At 61.1% G+C, this 16,150-nt stretch carries 14 protein-coding genes; 7 read left to right on the top strand and 7 right to left on the bottom strand.

All coding sequences use genetic code 11. The features are described 5' to 3' along the window. The first annotated feature begins 131 nt into the window (after positions 1–131). From ACQY1L_RS03655 to ACQY1L_RS03645, 3 genes are read left to right on the top strand one after another with little or no spacing between them, the layout of a single operon-like run. A complete protein-coding gene (locus ACQY1L_RS03655; protein WP_092660127.1) occupies positions 132–623 on the top strand; it encodes a PepSY domain-containing protein in 492 nt (163 codons plus the stop codon). 4 nt (positions 624–627) lie between these two features. After that, positions 628–1,293, top strand: a complete 666-nt coding sequence (locus ACQY1L_RS03650; protein WP_062582661.1) for a response regulator transcription factor — start codon at positions 628–630, stop codon at positions 1,291–1,293. Then, a complete protein-coding gene (locus ACQY1L_RS03645; RefSeq protein ID WP_092660125.1) occupies positions 1,290–2,648 on the top strand; it encodes a sensor histidine kinase in 1,359 nt (452 codons plus the stop codon). Before ACQY1L_RS03650 ends, ACQY1L_RS03645 begins: the two co-directional genes overlap by 4 nt. A gap of 12 nt (positions 2,649–2,660) precedes the next feature. Here the strand turns inward: ACQY1L_RS03645 and ACQY1L_RS03640 are convergent, their stop codons facing one another. Then, positions 2,661–2,789 carry a hypothetical protein gene (locus tag ACQY1L_RS03640; protein WP_256413792.1) on the bottom strand — a complete coding sequence of 43 codons (129 nt, stop codon included), beginning with the start codon at positions 2,787–2,789 and terminating at the stop codon, positions 2,661–2,663. 178 nt (positions 2,790–2,967) lie between these two features. On the opposite strand from ACQY1L_RS03640, the gene ACQY1L_RS03635 reads away from it, so the two are divergent. The 4 genes from ACQY1L_RS03635 (at position 2,968) to ACQY1L_RS03620 (ending at position 10,390) form a co-directional block, all read left to right on the top strand. After that, positions 2,968–4,629, top strand: coding sequence for an alpha-amylase family protein (locus ACQY1L_RS03635; protein WP_430242812.1), 1,662 nt, complete (start codon positions 2,968–2,970; stop codon positions 4,627–4,629). Positions 4,630–4,719: 90 nt separating this feature from the next. Next, a complete protein-coding gene (locus ACQY1L_RS03630; protein WP_430242809.1) occupies positions 4,720–8,124 on the top strand; it encodes a hybrid sensor histidine kinase/response regulator in 3,405 nt (1,134 codons plus the stop codon). After that, complete coding sequence (locus tag ACQY1L_RS03625) at positions 8,117–9,052, top strand: response regulator transcription factor (RefSeq protein WP_062455217.1); 936 nt, start codon at positions 8,117–8,119, stop codon at positions 9,050–9,052. Before ACQY1L_RS03630 ends, ACQY1L_RS03625 begins: the two co-directional genes overlap by 8 nt. 108 nt (positions 9,053–9,160) lie before the next feature. Then, a complete protein-coding gene (locus ACQY1L_RS03620; protein ID WP_430242806.1) occupies positions 9,161–10,390 on the top strand; it encodes a hypothetical protein in 1,230 nt (409 codons plus the stop codon). A gap of 124 nt (positions 10,391–10,514) precedes the next feature. Here ACQY1L_RS03620 and ACQY1L_RS03615 read toward each other — a convergent pair whose 3' ends face one another. From ACQY1L_RS03615 to ACQY1L_RS03590, 6 genes are all read right to left on the bottom strand, one after another. Continuing rightward, positions 10,515–11,639, bottom strand: a complete 1,125-nt coding sequence (locus ACQY1L_RS03615; RefSeq protein WP_062455215.1) for a branched-chain amino acid ABC transporter substrate-binding protein — start codon at positions 11,637–11,639, stop codon at positions 10,515–10,517. Between the two features lie 140 nt (positions 11,640–11,779). Beyond that, entirely contained in the window at positions 11,780–12,133 is a 354-nt protein-coding gene (locus ACQY1L_RS03610) for a DUF6867 family protein (protein WP_062455213.1), read from the bottom strand. 39 nt (positions 12,134–12,172) lie between these two features. After that, positions 12,173–12,901 carry an ABC transporter ATP-binding protein gene (locus ACQY1L_RS03605; RefSeq protein WP_062455212.1) on the bottom strand — a complete coding sequence of 243 codons (729 nt, stop codon included), beginning with the start codon at positions 12,899–12,901 and terminating at the stop codon, positions 12,173–12,175. Beyond that, a complete protein-coding gene (locus tag ACQY1L_RS03600) occupies positions 12,901–13,779 on the bottom strand; it encodes an ABC transporter ATP-binding protein (RefSeq protein ID WP_062455210.1) in 879 nt (292 codons plus the stop codon). The genes ACQY1L_RS03605 and ACQY1L_RS03600 overlap by 1 nt, the downstream gene beginning before the upstream one ends. Then, positions 13,779–15,167, bottom strand: a complete 1,389-nt coding sequence (livM, locus tag ACQY1L_RS03595; protein WP_113109884.1) for a high-affinity branched-chain amino acid ABC transporter permease LivM — start codon at positions 15,165–15,167, stop codon at positions 13,779–13,781. The genes ACQY1L_RS03600 and livM overlap by 1 nt, the downstream gene beginning before the upstream one ends. Position 15,168: 1 nt before the next feature. Then, a complete protein-coding gene (locus tag ACQY1L_RS03590; protein ID WP_062455207.1) occupies positions 15,169–16,071 on the bottom strand; it encodes a branched-chain amino acid ABC transporter permease in 903 nt (300 codons plus the stop codon). Between the last annotated feature and the right edge of the window lie 79 nt (positions 16,072–16,150).

Genomic DNA, 16,150 nt, shown 5'->3' with positions numbered 1-16,150 from the left:
TTGTCCGACCACTGTCCGCACCCCCGCCGGATGCCGGCGGGGGTGCGGCCGTTTGCAGCAACATCGCCATCATGGCAGAGTAGTGTTTCGCGGCTTAAAAGCGCTGCCACACAGTCCTATCCGGAGTATCAATGGGCGTGACCCGTCGTATCTGTCTTGCTGCGCTGCTCGCGGCCACACTCGGGTCGGCGATTGTCGCACCCGTTGCGCCCGCATTCGCCAAGGACGGCGATGGCGGCAGCGATGGCGGCGGATCTTCCGGTTCGGGCGGTAGCGGCTCGGGCAATGACGGCGGTGGCGATGATGGCGATAACCACGGCGGTGATGACGATGGCGGTGATGACCACGGCAAGGACGGTGCGGGAGGCCATGACGCTTCGGGGGGCGGCTATGGCCCAAACGATTCCGATCGGGCCCGCGATGCGGTTCGCAGCGGTCAGATCATGCCGCTAAAGACGATGCTGAGAAAGATCGACGCCACCAGGTATGGTCGCATCATTGACATCCGTCTCAGCCGCTCGCCGTCGCGCGACGTCTATCAATTGAAACTGCGTGACAACACCGGTGCCATCCGCACCCTGCGAGTCGATGCGAGAAGCGGCTCGCTGCTGGGAGGCGGTTGATATCATGAAGATCCTGCTTGCCGAAGACGACCCCCAGATCGCAGCGCTCGTCGTCGAGAAGCTCAGTCGCGAGGGCTATTTTGTCGAAACTCTGTCGAACGGACCAGACATTTGGGAACGGGGCGAGACAGGCGACCATGCAGCCATTATCCTCGATCTCGGCCTGCCGGGGATGGACGGGCTTTCAATTCTCAAGCGCTGGCGGGCAAGCGGCGTCGAAACGCCCGTCCTCGTGCTGACGGCGCGCGGTTCGTGGATGGAACGCGTCGATGGCTTCGACGCGGGCGCCGACGACTACCTGCCGAAACCGTTTCGCAGCGAGGAGCTGCTCGCCCGGCTGAAGGCGCTGCTTCGCCGAACCGGCAAGGTTCAGGCCCGCGTCAAATCGGCCGACCGGTTCACGCTGGACGAGCAGGCCCGCCGCGTGACGTTCGACGGACGCGAGCTGGATCTGAGCCCTCTGGAATACCGGATGATTTCCCTGTTCATTGACCGTCCGGGTGCCGTCCTGACGCCGGCGGAGCTTGCAAGCCAGGTTCAGGGCCGCGACGACGACGCCGCCAAGAACGCCGTCGAGGCGATGGTTGCCCGCTTGCGCAAGAAAACCGACAGCGACGCGATCGAGACCCGCCGTGGCTTTGGATACGTTCTGCCGGAGAAACGCCCGTGATCCGCTCCTTACGTTTCCGTCTGGCAATCGGTGCCCTGATATCGATCGGCGTGGCCCTGTGGCTCGCCTGGTTCGTGCTCGGTCACCTGTTCGAGGACTATGTCGCCGACCAGTATTCCGCGGAGATGACGGCCGTCTCGGACGCGCTCGGCGCCCGGCTGACCATTCAGCAGAACGGTCTCTCCCTGGCCAGCGAGCCGTCCGATGCACGCTTCCAGATCCCCGCCGGCGGCCTCTACTGGCAGATATCGCCCGCAGACGGGAAACCTCCGCTGCGCTCCCGCTCGCTTTGGGACCAGGAACTTTCGCGGCAGTTGTTTTCTCCCGATCTCTATTGCGGCTTCTACCAGACCGAGGGACCCGATGGTGGCACGATCCTGATCACGGTCAGGGACATGTCGATCGGCGAAGGCGAAGCCCTGCAGCGCTTCACCCTCTACACCGCCTTCTCCAAGAACGACATGGAGGAAGCGCTCGCCACCTATCACCGGCCGCTGGTCATGATGCTGGTTGCCATCGGTGCCCTGCTTTTCCTTGCCGCACTCCTCCAGAGCCTCGTCGGTCTGAGGCCGCTTTCTCGCCTGCGCCAGGATGTAGCCGATATCCGGGCGGGTCGCCTGCCGAGCATCGGTGCGCAGGGGCCAAGCGAAGTCACGCCGCTCGTCAACGAGATCAACCTTCTTCTGTCGGAGCGGGAAAATGCCGTCGAGAGGGCGCGCGCCCGGGCAAGCGATCTTGCACACGGCCTGAAAACGCCACTGACCGTCCTGTCCCATCTCGTCGAGGATCTGCCGGGCGCCCGTCGCGAAACAGCCCTGCAGCAGATCGAGCTGGTGCGCCAGCGCGCCGACCGGCAGCTGCAGGCCGCACGAATGGGCGTCGAACAGATGGCGACGACATCGCTTCTCGGTATTTCGGGAAAGCTTGTGAGCGTGCTTTCGCCGGTCACCGAAAACCGCGGGATCGACTGGGAGCTCGATATCGATCCGGCGCTCACGGTCCAGGCGGACCCGGCCGACGCAGCCGAAGCGATCGGCAACATTCTCGACAACGCTGTCCGTTTTGCAAGACACCGCATCGCGCTGACGGCATCGAGGGGCGATGGCGGGATGGTGTTTCTGCGTATCGCGGACGATGGCCCGGGCGTCACGCCGGAGCGTTACGCCTCCATGCTGAAGCGCGGTGTCCGCGGCCAGCAGGAGGAAGACAACGATGGCGCCGGAACAGGCCTTGGCCTGGCGATTTCCGGCGACATCGCAAATGCTTACGGCGGGAAGCTGAGCCTCTCCCGGTCGCATATGGGAGGTCTTGAAGCCGTCCTGTGTCTGCCGGCGACCAAGGAGATCGCGGCATGACGACGGAGCGGATTACTTCTTTTTGGTGTTGCTTTCGGCCGACTTGACCTGCGAACCCAAAGTCGGCGCAGCCGCTGGAGCGGCCTTGTCCTTCTTGGGTTTGCGCGTTTCCTTGTTGCCGCGTACCTGACCCTTGGCCATGACCTATCTCCTCATGTTGATGATGAAGCATAGCCTCTGATCCGGGTAAAATAGCAAGCGTTATTACACGGGGCCGACGGGGCATTTTGCGAGCCTTGATCGCAAACTCACAATCGGGCGGGAACAATTTTGCGGCTGACGCGATTGCCTCGGATCGAACGAAGCCGTGGAGCATCCCGTGATCAACGACCTCTGGTACAAAAATGCCGTCTTCTATTGCCTCAATGTCGAAACCTTCATGGATTCCAACGGCGACGGGGTCGGCGATTTTCAAGGGGTGCAGCGGCGCCTGGATTACCTCGCCGGCCTTGGGGTGACCGCGATCTGGCTGATGCCGTTCCAGGCGTCTCCCGGTCGCGACGACGGATATGATGTCTCCGACTATTACAATGTCGATCCGCGCTACGGCACGCTTGGCGATTTCGTCGAGTTCACCCACAGTGCCAAGCAACGCGGGATCCGTGTCCTGATCGATCTCGTCGTCAACCACACGTCGGACGAACATCCCTGGTTTAAGGAAGCCTGTGCGGACAAGAATTCGCGCTACCGCGACTGGTATGTCTGGTCGAAGACGAAACCGGCCAATGCCGATGAGGGCATGGTGTTTCCGGGCATCCAGAAGACGACCTGGACGCGCGACAAGGCCTCCGGCGAGTACTATTTCCACCGCTTCTACGAATTCCAGCCGGATCTCAACACCGCCAACCCGCATGTGCAGGCAGAAATCCTGAAGATTATTGGCTTCTGGCTGCAGCTCGGCGTCTCCGGCTTCCGCATGGACGCGGTGCCCTTCGTGATCGCCGAAAAGGGCGCCGACGTCAAAAAGCCGAAGGAGCAGTTCGACATGCTGCGATCCTTCCGCGAATTCCTGCAATGGCGCCAGGGTGACAGCATCATTCTGGCCGAAGCGAATGTCGTGCCGAAGGAGAACCTGCAATATTTCGGCGACGACGGCGACCGGATGCAGATGATGTTCAACTTCCACGTCAACCAGTCGCTGTTTTATGCGCTGGCCAGCGCCGACGTGCGGCCACTGGCGAAGGCGATGAACGACACCAAGGAACGCCCGGCGACCGGCCAGTGGGGCATTTTCCTGCGCAACCACGACGAACTCGATCTCGGCCGCCTGACCGACAAGCAGCGCCAGACCGTGTTCGACAAGATGGGTCCGGACAAGGACATGCAGCTCTACGACCGCGGCATCCGCCGTCGTCTGGCGCCGATGCTGGGCGGCGATCCGCGCCGGTTGAAGCTGGCCTACAGCCTGATGTATTCCCTGCCCGGCACGCCGGTTCTGCGCTACGGCGACGAAATCGGCATGGGCGACGACCTCTCCCTGCCCGAGCGCAACTGCGCTCGCACGCCGATGCAGTGGTCGAACGAGCCGCAGGGCGGCTTCACCAAGAGCGACAAACCGATCCTGCCCGTCATCCACGAGGGCCCCTACGGCTTCGACCACGTCAACGTCGCCATCCAGCGTCGCGATCCCGATTCCATGCTCAACTGGACGGAGCGGATGATCCGAATGCGCAAGGAAGCACCGGAGATCGGCTGGGGCACATTCGAATGCCTCGACACCGGCGATGACGGTGTGCTCGCCATGCGCTATGACTGGCGCGACAACGCGCTGGTGATCCTCCACAATTTCCACGACCGGCCGGTGGAGATCACCTTCGACGTGGGCCTCGAGGATGCGGGGCGCAACCTGATCGATATCGCCGACGACTCGGACAGCACAGCGGACGACAACGGCAAGCATCACATCGTGATCGAGCCCTATGGCTATCGCTGGTATCGCGCCGGTGGGCTGGATTATCTGCTGAAGCGAAGCGAGGTGTGAGCGGCGGTAAAACCGCCCTTGCAAAACCCTGCACCAAAGTCGAAACTGCCTAAATATCAGTCTCCCCGATAAAGGCGATCGTTTTTAGGCATGGCAGCACGCCAACGCATCATACCGGTTCGCCGTGAGTACAATCGCTGGGTCGCAAACCAGACGCTGGAAGACTATGCGCTGCGGTTTACCGCAAAGAGCGCGCGCCGTTTCTCATCCAGCCGGATTTCGCAGACGGCGATCGGTGCGATCTCGTTTCTGGCGCTGGAGGCGATCGGCGGGGCGATTACGCTCTCCTACGGCACGACCAACGCGTTTTTCGCCATTCTGGTGGCCGCTCTCGTCATGCTGGTCGTGGGATTGCCGATCAGCCGCTATGCGATCCGCCACGGGGTCGATATCGATCTCCTCACCCGCGGCGCCTCGTTCGGTTATATCGGCTCCACCATCACCTCGCTGATCTATGCGAGCTTTACCTTCATGCTGTTTGCGATCGAAGCGTCCATCATGACCGGCGCGCTGGATCTCGCCTTCGGGATACCGCCCTGGATCGGCTATATCATTTCGGCGGCCGTGGTGATCCCGCTCGTCATCTACGGCGTGCAGCTGATCTCGCGGTTCCAGCTTCTGACCCAGCCGTTCTGGATCATCCTCAACATCCTGCCCTTCGTCTTTATCGCTTTCATGGACTGGCAGAAATTCGACCTCTGGCGCGCCTTTGCCGGCATCGGCCATTCGAACGGAGAAGTCGGCGGGGCGGCGCCGTTTGATCTGGTGGAATTTGGGGCAGCGTCTGCCGTCATTCTGGCGCTGATGCCGCAGATCGGTGAGCAGGTCGATTTCCTGCGCTTCCTGCCGCCGGAAGGGCAGCGCAAATGGCGCCACCGGTTCGCGGTGTTTCTGGCTGGACCCGGCTGGGTTCTGGTCGGCGTGCCAAAACTTCTCGCGGGCTCCTTCCTCGCAGTGCTGACGCTCTCGAGCGCTGTGCCGGTCGAGGACGCGGCCGATCCCGCCCACATGTACCTCGCCGCCTTCGGCTACATGATCCCCAACGAAACCGCAGCGCTGATGCTGATGGCAGCCTTCGTGGTCGTGTCGCAGCTGAAGATCAACGTGATGAACGCCTATGCGGGGTCGCTTGCCTGGTCGAACTTTTTCTCGCGCCTGACCCACAGCCATCCCGGCCGCGTCGTCTGGCTGGTGTTCAACGTCATCATCGCGCTGCTTCTGATGGAGCTTGGCATCTACCGGCTGCTGGAGGAAACGCTCGGCATCTTCTCGATCGTCGCGATGAGCTGGCTCTGCACGATTTCGGCGGATCTGTTCATCAACAAGCCGCTCGGTCTGTCGCCACCCGGCATCGAGTTCAAGCGCGCCCATCTCTATGACGTCAATCCGGTCGGGCTCGGCGCCATGTTTACAGCGACCGGCATTGCGCTGACCGCCCACCTTGGCCTGTTCGGCCCGCTGATGGCGTCGCTCGCCACCTATCTGACACTGACGGCCTTCCTGGTGTCGCCGGCGATCGCCTTTGCCACCAAGGGCAAATACTATCTCGCCCGAAAACCGCGCCAGAGCTGGAAGACATTGGGCTCGATCACCTGCTCGATCTGCGAACACCCGTTCGAGCATGAGGACATGGCCTGGTGCCCGGCCTATGTGGCGCCGATCTGTTCTCTGTGCTGTTCGCTCGACAGCCGCTGCCACGACATGTGCAAGCCGCATGCGCGGCTGAACACACAGATCGGCACCGTGGCGCGCACATTCCTCACCGAAAGCGTCATTGCAAAGCTCACGACCCGGCTAGGCCGCTACGGGATGACGGCGGTGATCTCCATCTCGGCAATCGGTGCCATCCTGTCGCTGATCGCCTATCAGGTAGGCCAGGCAGCACCCGCCAATGCCGATGTCATCTACGGCACGATCCTGATCGTCTTCTTCGTGTTTGCCATCATCACCGGCATTTTTTCCTGGTTTTACGTTCTGGCGCATGACAGCCGGATGGTGGCCGAGGAGGAATCCTCGCGGCAGAACACGCTGCTGCTCAAGGAAATCTCGGCGCACAAGAAGACCGACGCGGCGCTGCAGGATGCCAAGGAAACCGCCGAAGCCGCCAACCGCGCCAAGAGCCGCTATGTGGTTGGCCTGAGCCACGAGTTGCGCACGCCGCTCAACGCCGTTTTGGGCTATGCCCAGATCCTCGAGCGCGACGACACCATCCCTGCCCCGCGGCAATCGGCGATCAAGGTCATCAAGCGCAGCGCCGATCATCTTTCCGGCCTGATCGACGGGCTGCTCGACATTTCAAAGATCGAGGCCGGGCGGCTGCAGGTCTATTCAAACGAGATCAACATCCAGGATTTCCTCGACCAGATCGTCGAGATGTTCAGCTTGCAGGCGCAGGCCAAGGGTCTCGCCTTCGAACACGTGCGCGCCCGCACGCTTCCGCAATATGTGCGCACCGACGAAAAGCGGCTTCGCCAGATCCTCGTCAACATCCTTTCCAACGCGGTCAAATTCACCGACGAGGGAACTGTTCGTTTCGAGATCGCCTATCGCAGTCAGGTGGCCACCTTCACCGTGACCGATACCGGCCGTGGCATTGCGGAGAAGGATCTCGGCCGCATCTACGAGCCGTTCCAGCGCGGCGAGGCGGAAAGCATACGGCCGATGCCGGGACTTGGGCTCGGCCTGACGATCACGCAGCTTCTGACCAACACGCTCGGCGGCGAAATCTCGGTTGCCAGTACGAAGGGTGAAGGCTCGACCTTCAAGGTGCGCCTCATGCTCTCGGCCATCGAGCGGCCGAATACGACGCCGGAGGCCGAGCGCAAGATCGTCTCCTATACCGGGCCGCGCCGCACCATCGTCGTGGTGGACGACAACCAGGATCACCGCGACCTGATGCGCGAAGTGCTGGCGCCGATGGATTTCGTCATCCTGACGGCCGTCGACGGACCAGAATGCCTGACGCTGATCGAGGGTGTGCGGCCGGATCTGTTTCTCGTCGATATCTCCATGCCCGGCATGAGCGGCTGGCAGCTTGTTTCGAGGTTGCGCGAGGAAGGACAGACGGCGCCCATGATCATGCTCTCGGCCAATATCGGCGATGGCACGACCGCGGATGCGGGTGGCGAAGGGCATGACGATACGCTGTCCAAGCCCGTCAACCTGCGCCGCCTTGCCGACAAGCTTGCCTCGCATCTCTCCCTCAAATGGGTTTACGAGGACGAAGCACCGGCACTGGCGCTTTCGGCCCTCGTCAAGCAGCCGGTCATCAGCCCCGGGACGGGCCATCTTCAGGATCTCCTGCGCCTCGGCGAAATCGGCTACGTGCGCGGCATCGAAGCCAAGCTCGCGGATCTCGCGACGGACCAATCGCACCGCCCGTTCGCGGAAGAGCTCGGAACCTATGTAAAGGCCTTCGACATGGCCGGTTACATGAAATACCTGGAACGCATGGAGACAGCGGAACTGGAAGAACGGGAAAACAGCGATGGCTGACGCGACGACACCGCGCGATATCGTCCTCCTGGTGGACGACAGTCCCGACACGCTCGGCTTCCTGACCGAAGCGCTGGAGCAATCCGGCTTTTCGGTGCTGATCGCCACGTCGGGTCAGGCAGCGCTTTCGATCGTCGAGCGCATCACGCCCGATCTGATCCTGCTCGACGCCGTGATGCCCGGCATGGACGGGTTCGAGACCTGCCGCAGACTGAAGGCGCATGCGGCAGCTCAAGTGCCAGTGATCTTCATGACGGGCCTGACCGAAACCGAACACGTCGTCAACGCGCTCGACAGCGGCGGCGTCGACTATCTGAGCAAGCCGATCAATATCGACGAGCTGCGGGCAAGAATACGGGTGCATCTTTCCAACGCCCGCTCCGCCCAGAGCGCCCGCGTCGCGCTCGATGCCGCCGGCCGGCATCTGCTTGCGGTCAGAAACGACGGTTCGATCCGCTGGTCGACGCCGCAAGCAACGCGGCTGATGAATGCCGCAACGGAAAGCGATGACGGAATTGCGATCGTCGCGGGCCGCATCGGCGCCTGGATGGCGGAGCGCGATACGGCAGGCTTTGCCCGAAACGCCGCCTTCTCGCTGTCGGAAAACCTGCAGACCAGCCTGCAGTTTGCGTTTCTTGGTGCGATCGGCGCCGACGAGTTCCTGTTCCGACTGTCGGCCGCCGTCATCAAGCGGCCGGACGACGAAATCCTGCGCCAGCACTTTCCGCTGACGCAACGGGAGTCGGAAGTGCTCTTATGGATCGCCAAGGGCAAGGCGAACAAGGATATCGGTGATATCCTCGGTCTGTCGGCCCGCACCGTGAACAAGCATCTCGAGCAGATCTACATCAAGCTCGGCGTCGAAAACCGCGCCTCGGCAGCGGTTATGGCGGCGAACGTCCTGCACACAGGCGACCGGCCGGACTAGACGCAAACGGACCGACCGGGGCCAGACACTTGCAGTCGGCGATGCCAAGGGATAGATCCGCGCGCACCCTCAACTGCTTAGACAAGCCGCATCCGGAACTCCGCAGTCATGACTACACAATCGCCTTTGACGGCACAGACGCCCCACGACGCAGATAACTCCCCGACGGCGGAACGGGTGAGGAAACGCGTCGTCCTGCATTTCCCGGGCTTCGAGCCGCTCGATGCCGGCATGCACCATGCCCGCTATGTGCGCGCGGCGGCCCAGAGCGCTAAGACATGGAACCTGGATCTCCAGACAGGCGATCTGCAGCGGACCGCAAAGACTGCGTATTTCGACATCGCCTGTAGCGCCTCGGATCCAGCCGACGGCGTCACGCAAAGCCGGTTCTACATCTTCGACCACTGCGCGCTGGTCAACAGCCTGAACGGCAAGCCGCTGCCGCGCCGTATCCTCGACGGTTATCGAAGCGCCTTGCGTATCGTCACCCAGGGCGGCATGGCCGGCTATCTCAGGCACGCATGGCGGTTCGGCCTGTTTTTCCTGTTTCCATTCCTGCTGGTGGCGATAGCGCTTGGGCTCACCGCCGTGATCGCTGCCCTGCCCGCGCTGCTCGGGCTCAATATGTTGCATCTGTTGTGGAGCATACCGCTTGGTCTTGCGCTGTTCCGCTACGCCTTCCTCCCCTTCATGGCACGGTTTCACACGCTGCACCTGTTCGCCGACTGGGAGATGGCCGACGCGATGGCCAATCTCGACAGGCCCGATGTCAACGCCTGGCTGGCGAGCTGCATGGAGGGTGTCCGCGAGGCACTGACTGAGGATGCGGACGAATATCTCATCACGTCGCACAGCATGGGATCGGCTGTCGCGACCCACGTGATCGGCATGCTGCTTGCGGAAAGTCCTGATGCGTTCAGGCGAGGCCCCGCTCGGAGCGAACGCAAGGTGAGCTTCGTGACGCTCGGTGGCGCGATCCTGCAATGCTCGCTGCTGCGGCCCGCTACGACATTGCGCGCCTGTGTCGGCCGCATTGCCCGAGCACCACAGATCTTCTGGCTGGAGGTTCAGTGCCTCACCGACAGCATTCATTTCTACAAGAGCCGCGTCGTGGCGCTGGCAGGACATGAAGATGCACCCCAGGCGACGCTTGCCTTCATCAGGGTCAAGCGGATGATGGCGCCCGAGCGCTACAACAGGATCAAGCGCGATTTCCTGCGCGTGCACCGTCAATACGTTCTGGGATCGGAAGCAAAGTCGAATTTCGATTTCACACTGATGACCGCCGGCCCTCTCCCCGCCGTGCGGTTTTCCAGTTTCACCCCCGAAAGTTTCTGATGGGATTTTCAGGGTTTGAGCTCGGGAAACTTCCAGCTCGATATCTGAACCCTGCAGGCATCAATGCAAAAAGCCCGGCCAATGGCCGGGCTTCCTGTCGAATGATGGTTCAAGCCTTGAAGGCTCAGCCCTGCGGGAAGTAGCTGTACTTGCCGTCCGGACCCTTCTTCCACTCGTACATGACGTAGCCTGGGAGCTTCGGGTCGCCCTTGGCGTCGAAAGCCATGTCGCCGAGAACGGTCTTGAACGGACCCTTTTCCTTGAGAGCCTTGGCAACGACTTCTGCGTCGTCAGGGCTGCCAGCAAGCTTGATGCCTTCGGCGATGACCTGAACGGCTGCGTAGGAATAGAGCGTGTAGGCTTCAGGGTTGAAGCCCGCAGCCTTGAACTTGGCAACCAGTTCCTTGTTCTCAGGACGCAGTGTCGGATCGGGGCCGAACGTGTTCAGCGTGCCTTCGACTGCATCGCCAGCGATCGAGGCCAGTTCGTTGGAGACGATACCGTCACCCGATACGAGCGTTGCCTTGAGGCCAGCATCCTTCGCCTGACGGATGATCAGGCCGGCTTCCGTGTGGAGACCACCCCAGTAGATGATCGAAACGCCGGCTTCCTTCATCTTGGAAATCAGCGCCGAGAAGTCCTTGTCGCCGACGTTGACGCCTTCGCGGATGACCTGCTTCTTGCCGGCCGCGTTGTAGGCTTTCATGGTTTCTTCAGCGAGACCCTGGCCGTAAGGTGTCTTGTCGTCGATGATCGCGATCTTTGCATCGGCGAACTTCTCTGCAAGATACTTGCCGGCAACGCCGCCCTGCTGGTCGTCACGGCCGCAGGTGCGGAACGTGTTCCACAGACCGCGCTCGGTGAAGACGGGGTTGGTTGCTGCAGGGGTGACTTCGAGCATGCCGTTTTCGGCATAGACTTCCTGCGAAGCCGGGATCGAAACGCCCGAGTTGAAGTGACCGACCACATACTTCACGCCATCGGACGCGAACTTGTTGGCGACGGAAATGCCCTGCTTCGGATCGGAAACGTCGTCGCCGAGCGCGATGACCAGCTTTTCGCCGTTGATGCCGCCGGCGGCATTGATATCGGCGATAGCCTGTTCAGCACCCTTCTGCAGCTGCGCGCCGAATGCAGCATTCGGGCCGGTCAGCGGGCCGCCAACGCCGATGATGATATCGGCCCAGGCGTTGCCGCTGAATGCGACCATCGCCGTCAGCGCGACGGCGGAAAGAAGAGACTTCTTCATTGATTTACTCCCAGTTTTTAGGTGAGCGGTTTTTTGGGACCCGGACGCAATACCCACCATCATTGCGCCGGAGAAATGTTCCACCCTCTGGTGTATTCTTATTTGACCCAACCCAATCTGAAGTCAGAAATGAGCGACTGTCAATCTTTCTTCTTCCATGAGAAAGCGGAGACAGGCTGATAGAGCCAGTAGTAGTTCTGAACCATCTGACGGGTGCGGCGAATGCGGAATCCGGAGATGGAAAACGCCATCAGCAGCACCACATCGATGATGTAATGGAACGGGCTGATGAACGGTCCCTGGAACAGCGCGTAATGCATGAACTGCATCGCGACGGCCAGCAGCAGCGTGTAGGCGATGACATGGCCATAGCCGTTCCAGCCTTCTGCGACCGCCTTGCCGGCGCGCCACGCCGTCCAGAAGCCGAGGACCATGACGAGTGCGCGCAGGAAATAACGCACGCCAGTATCGGTTTCGAAAAACAGGCCCTGCATCTCAGTGTCCCCCGGTCGCCGGAATGATGATCATGGTGCTCAATGCCGGCCCCCCTCGAGATAGGCGGCGCGGACTTCGGGATTTGCGAGCAGTTCCTTGCCGGAGCCGGACATCGTCACCTTGCCATTGACCATCACATACGCGCGATCGGACAGTTTGAGTGCCGCAAACGCGTTCTGCTCGACGAGGAAGACGGTGAGCCCCTCTTCCTTGTTCAGCTTCTTGATCGCCTCGAAAATGCCCTTGACGATCAGTGGTGCGAGGCCGAGCGACGGCTCGTCCAGAAGAAGGAGTTTCGGACGCGCCATCAGTGCACGGCCGATCGACAGCATCTGCTGCTCGCCGCCCGACAGCGTGCCGCCGCGTTGGGCCTGGCGTTCCTTGAGGCGCGGAAACAGGGTGAAGATCTTTTCGACGTCCTCTTTGAAATACTTGAGGTTGTCGAGACCGGCGCCCATCTGCAGGTTTTCGTGCACGGTCATGCGCGGAAAGATGCGGCGGCCTTCCGGCGACTGGGCAATACGGCGGCGCGCAATCAGATGCGTCGGCACCTGCGTGATGTCTTCGCCGTCGAAGATGACCTGACCCTTGCGGGCCTGCGGGCTGCCGCAGATCGTCATCATCAGCGTCGACTTGCCGGCACCGTTGGCGCCGATCAGACTGACAATCTCGCCCTTGTTGACTTCGACATTGACGCCGTCGAGGGCCCGGATGTTGCCGTAGTAGGTTTCGACGCCCTGGACTTTCAGAAGGGGTTCACCGGCCATCAGACGGACCCCTCTTCAATAATGCCCTTGTCGAGCTTTTCCTCGATTTCTTCAACTTCATCATCCTCGACGCCGAGATAGGCTGCGATCACCCTCGGGTCGTTCTTCACGTGATCAGGCGTTCCGTCGGAAATCTTCTGGCCGTATTCCAGAACCACGACGTGATCCGAAATCTCCATGACGACGGACATGTCGTGCTCGATCAGGAGCAGCGACGTGCCTTCGTCGCGGATGCCGCGCAACAGCGCGTTGAGCGTGAGCGATTCCTTCGGGTTGAGGCCGGCGGCGGGCTCGTCCAGGCACAGAAGCTCCGGCCCGGTGCACATGGCGCGGGCGATTTCCAGCCGGCGCTGGGCACCATAGGAAAGGTCGCCGGCCGGGTCGTCGGCGCGGTCTGTCAGATCCGCCTTGTCCAGCCAGTATTCGGCTTTTTCGATCGCGGCCTTGGCAGCGTTCTTGTAGGTCGGCAGACCCAAGAGGCCGAGGATCGTGTAACCCGAAGCCTTCATCAGCACGTTGTGCTGCGCGACCAGCAGGTTTTCGAGAACCGTCAGGCCGGAAAACAGCCGGATGTTCTGGAAGGTACGGGCAACGCCCGCGACCTTGTTGATCTCGAAATCGCGAAGGCGTTCCAAAAGGAACTCCCGGCCGTTGCTGCGATGCAGGGTCAGCATGCCCATCGTCGGCTTGTAAAAGCCGGTGATGCAGTTGAACACCGTCGTCTTGCCGGCGCCGTTCGGGCCGATCAGCGCGGTGATTTCGCCGCGCTTGGCTTCGAACGAGAAGTCGTCGATCGCCATCAGGCCACCAAACCGCATCGACAGATGCTCGACCCTAAGGATCGTGTCTTTCGTCATAGTCGTCATATCCGTCGCCATCAGCCGTGGCCTTCCTTGGTGAAGCTGCCGGAGATGGCCTTGCGCTCCTTCAGGAAGGCTGTCGGCTCACGCGAGCCCACGAAGCCACGCGGCTTGAACAGCATGACGATGATCATCGCCAGCCCGAACAGCAGCATGCGGTAGAGTTCCGGGGTGAAGTCGGGGCCGAAGATGATCTTCAGGAACGACATCTCGCGCAGGATCTCGGTGCCGCCGACCATGATGACAGCGGCGATCGCGATACCGGTCAGAGAACCCATGCCGCCGAGAACCACGATAGCCAGGATGACCGCAGATTCCAGGAAGACGAAGCTTTCCGGAGAGACGAAGCCCTGGCGGGTCGCAAAGAACGAGCCTGCAAAACCGCCGAACATCGCGCCCGTGGCAAACGCCGTGAGCTTGGTGGTGACGGTGTTGATGCCGAGCGAACGGCAGGCGATTTCATCTTCGCGCAACGCTTCCCATGCACGACCGATCGGCATGCGACGCAGGCGAATGGTGACGTAGGCCGTCAGCATGCAGAGCGCGAGGATGATGTAGAACAGGAAGATCTTGTAATAGACCGACGAAGCCGACAGTCCCCAGGCCTTGACGAAATTGTTCGGGGAGCCCGTATCGAACGACCAGATGCCGAAGAACGACGCCTTGGCGATGCCCGAGATACCGAACGTGCCCTTGGTGACATCAGTCCAGTTGATCAGAACAAGCCGGATGATTTCCCCGAAGGCGAGCGTCACGATGGCAAGGTAGTCACCCCGCAATCTCAACACCGGGAAGCCGAGGATGACGCCCCAGAGCGCGGCGAGAATGCCGGACATCGGCAGCAGCAGCCAGAACGAGAAGCCGAAATACGATGACAGAAGCGCGTAGGAATAGGCGCCGACCGCATAGAAGGCGACATAGCCAAGATCGAGCAGACCGGCGAGACCGACGACGATATTGAGGCCCCAGGCGAGCATCACGTAGATAAGGATCTGGATGCCGAAGTTGTCGACATATTTCAGCGAGCCCTGCTTGCCGACGATCAGCAGCGACAGGAATGGATAGATGAGCAGGAAGACCAGCGCGAACTTGAGGAAGTGGCGATGGAAGAAGCTCTTCTCTTCCGAAATCTCGAGAATGCCGGCTTTGGCCTTGGCAAGTTTGCGACGGTCGAGATGGGGCTTGATAAAGGCGACGGTCAGGAAGCGACCGACGGCAGCGACTGCCACGAACACCGCAAGCAGGCCCCAGCGGGTGCGCCAGACGAGCTGGTTGTTGATGTCCTGATAGGTCTCGATGCCGACGAACAGGAGGAACATCAGGAAGGCGATGACGCCTGCAAAGATGCCTTCCTTGATCGCCTTGGCCATGACGTTGTTGGGAACGGTTTCCGATACGGTCGCCATGTTACACCTTCTCCACTTCAGGACGACCGAGGATGCCGGTCGGCTTGAAGATCAGCACGAAGGCGAGGATCGCAAAGGTCGCGACATCCTTGTAGGCGATCGAGAAATACGCCGACCACAGGCTTTCGATGAGGCCGATCAGCAACCCGCCGAGAACAGCGCCCGGCAGCGAGCCGATGCCGCCGAGAACGGCTGCGGTGAATGCCTTCACACCCGGAATGAAGCCGTCGTTGAACGAGGCGACACCGTAATACATCAGGTACATGGCACCGGCGACGGCAGCGAGAGCCGCGCCCATGATGAAGGTGATCGAGATCGTCTTGTCGACGTCGACGCCGAGCAGAGCCGCCATCTTGCGATCCTGTTCGGTGGCGCGCTGGGCACGGCCGAGCGGCGTCTTGTTGACGATGTACCAGAACGCAAACAGCAGGATCGAGGTGATCACGACGATCAGGATCTGCTTCAGCGACACCGTGATCGCACCGAAATGATAGGTGTCGGTGACCAGCGGCGGGATCGGCTTGTTGCGCGGACCCTGCGTCACCTGGATGAAGTTCGACAGAAAGATCGACATGCCGATCGCGGTGATCAGCGGCGCCAGGCGGAACGAGCCGCGCAGCGGACGGTAAGCGATCCGCTCGATTGTCCAGTTCCAAAGGCCTGTCATCAGCATGCCGACGAGCAGCATCAGCAAAAGCAGCAGCGCCACCGGAATGCCGGCGAAGAAGGATGTGGCAAGCAGGAACACGATCAGGGCGGCAAAGCCGCCGAGCATGAAGATGTCACCATGGGCAAAGTTGATCATGCCGATGATGCCGTAAACCATCGTATAGCCGATTGCCACGAGCCCATAGATGGATCCGAGAGTCAGCCCGTTTATGAGCTGCTGGATAAAATATTCCATATATTTTCCCCTGCGGATGCGATCCTTGGCGGCCGCATCTTTCGCTTGAATGTCCCTGATAGGATCTTCAATTTTTTTG

The sequence above is a fragment of the Neorhizobium sp. DAR64862/K0K3 genome (genome assembly GCF_050500185.1).
Classification (GTDB): Bacteria; Pseudomonadota; Alphaproteobacteria; order Rhizobiales; family Rhizobiaceae; genus Neorhizobium; species Neorhizobium soli.
This window is presented reverse-complemented; position numbering and strand designations above follow the sequence as displayed.

Coding starts and splice junctions, on each gene's coding strand:
- ACQY1L_RS03640 (WP_256413792.1), bottom strand. CDS start 2,789: ATGGCCAAGGGTCAGGTACGCGGCAACAAGGAAACGCGCAAACCCAAG.
- ACQY1L_RS03610 (WP_062455213.1), bottom strand. CDS start 12,133: ATGCAGGGCCTGTTTTTCGAAACCGATACTGGCGTGCGTTATTTCCTG.
- ACQY1L_RS03625 (WP_062455217.1), top strand. CDS start 8,117: ATGGCTGACGCGACGACACCGCGCGATATCGTCCTCCTGGTGGACGAC.
- ACQY1L_RS03650 (WP_062582661.1), top strand. CDS start 628: ATGAAGATCCTGCTTGCCGAAGACGACCCCCAGATCGCAGCGCTCGTC.
- ACQY1L_RS03605 (WP_062455212.1), bottom strand. CDS start 12,901: ATGGCCGGTGAACCCCTTCTGAAAGTCCAGGGCGTCGAAACCTACTAC.
- ACQY1L_RS03620 (WP_430242806.1), top strand. CDS start 9,161: ATGACTACACAATCGCCTTTGACGGCACAGACGCCCCACGACGCAGAT.
- ACQY1L_RS03615 (WP_062455215.1), bottom strand. CDS start 11,639: ATGAAGAAGTCTCTTCTTTCCGCCGTCGCGCTGACGGCGATGGTCGCA.
- ACQY1L_RS03655 (WP_092660127.1), top strand. CDS start 132: ATGGGCGTGACCCGTCGTATCTGTCTTGCTGCGCTGCTCGCGGCCACA.
- ACQY1L_RS03630 (WP_430242809.1), top strand. CDS start 4,720: ATGGCAGCACGCCAACGCATCATACCGGTTCGCCGTGAGTACAATCGC.
- ACQY1L_RS03600 (WP_062455210.1), bottom strand. CDS start 13,779: ATGGCGACGGATATGACGACTATGACGAAAGACACGATCCTTAGGGTC.
- livM (WP_113109884.1), bottom strand. CDS start 15,167: ATGGCGACCGTATCGGAAACCGTTCCCAACAACGTCATGGCCAAGGCG.
- ACQY1L_RS03590 (WP_062455207.1), bottom strand. CDS start 16,071: ATGGAATATTTTATCCAGCAGCTCATAAACGGGCTGACTCTCGGATCC.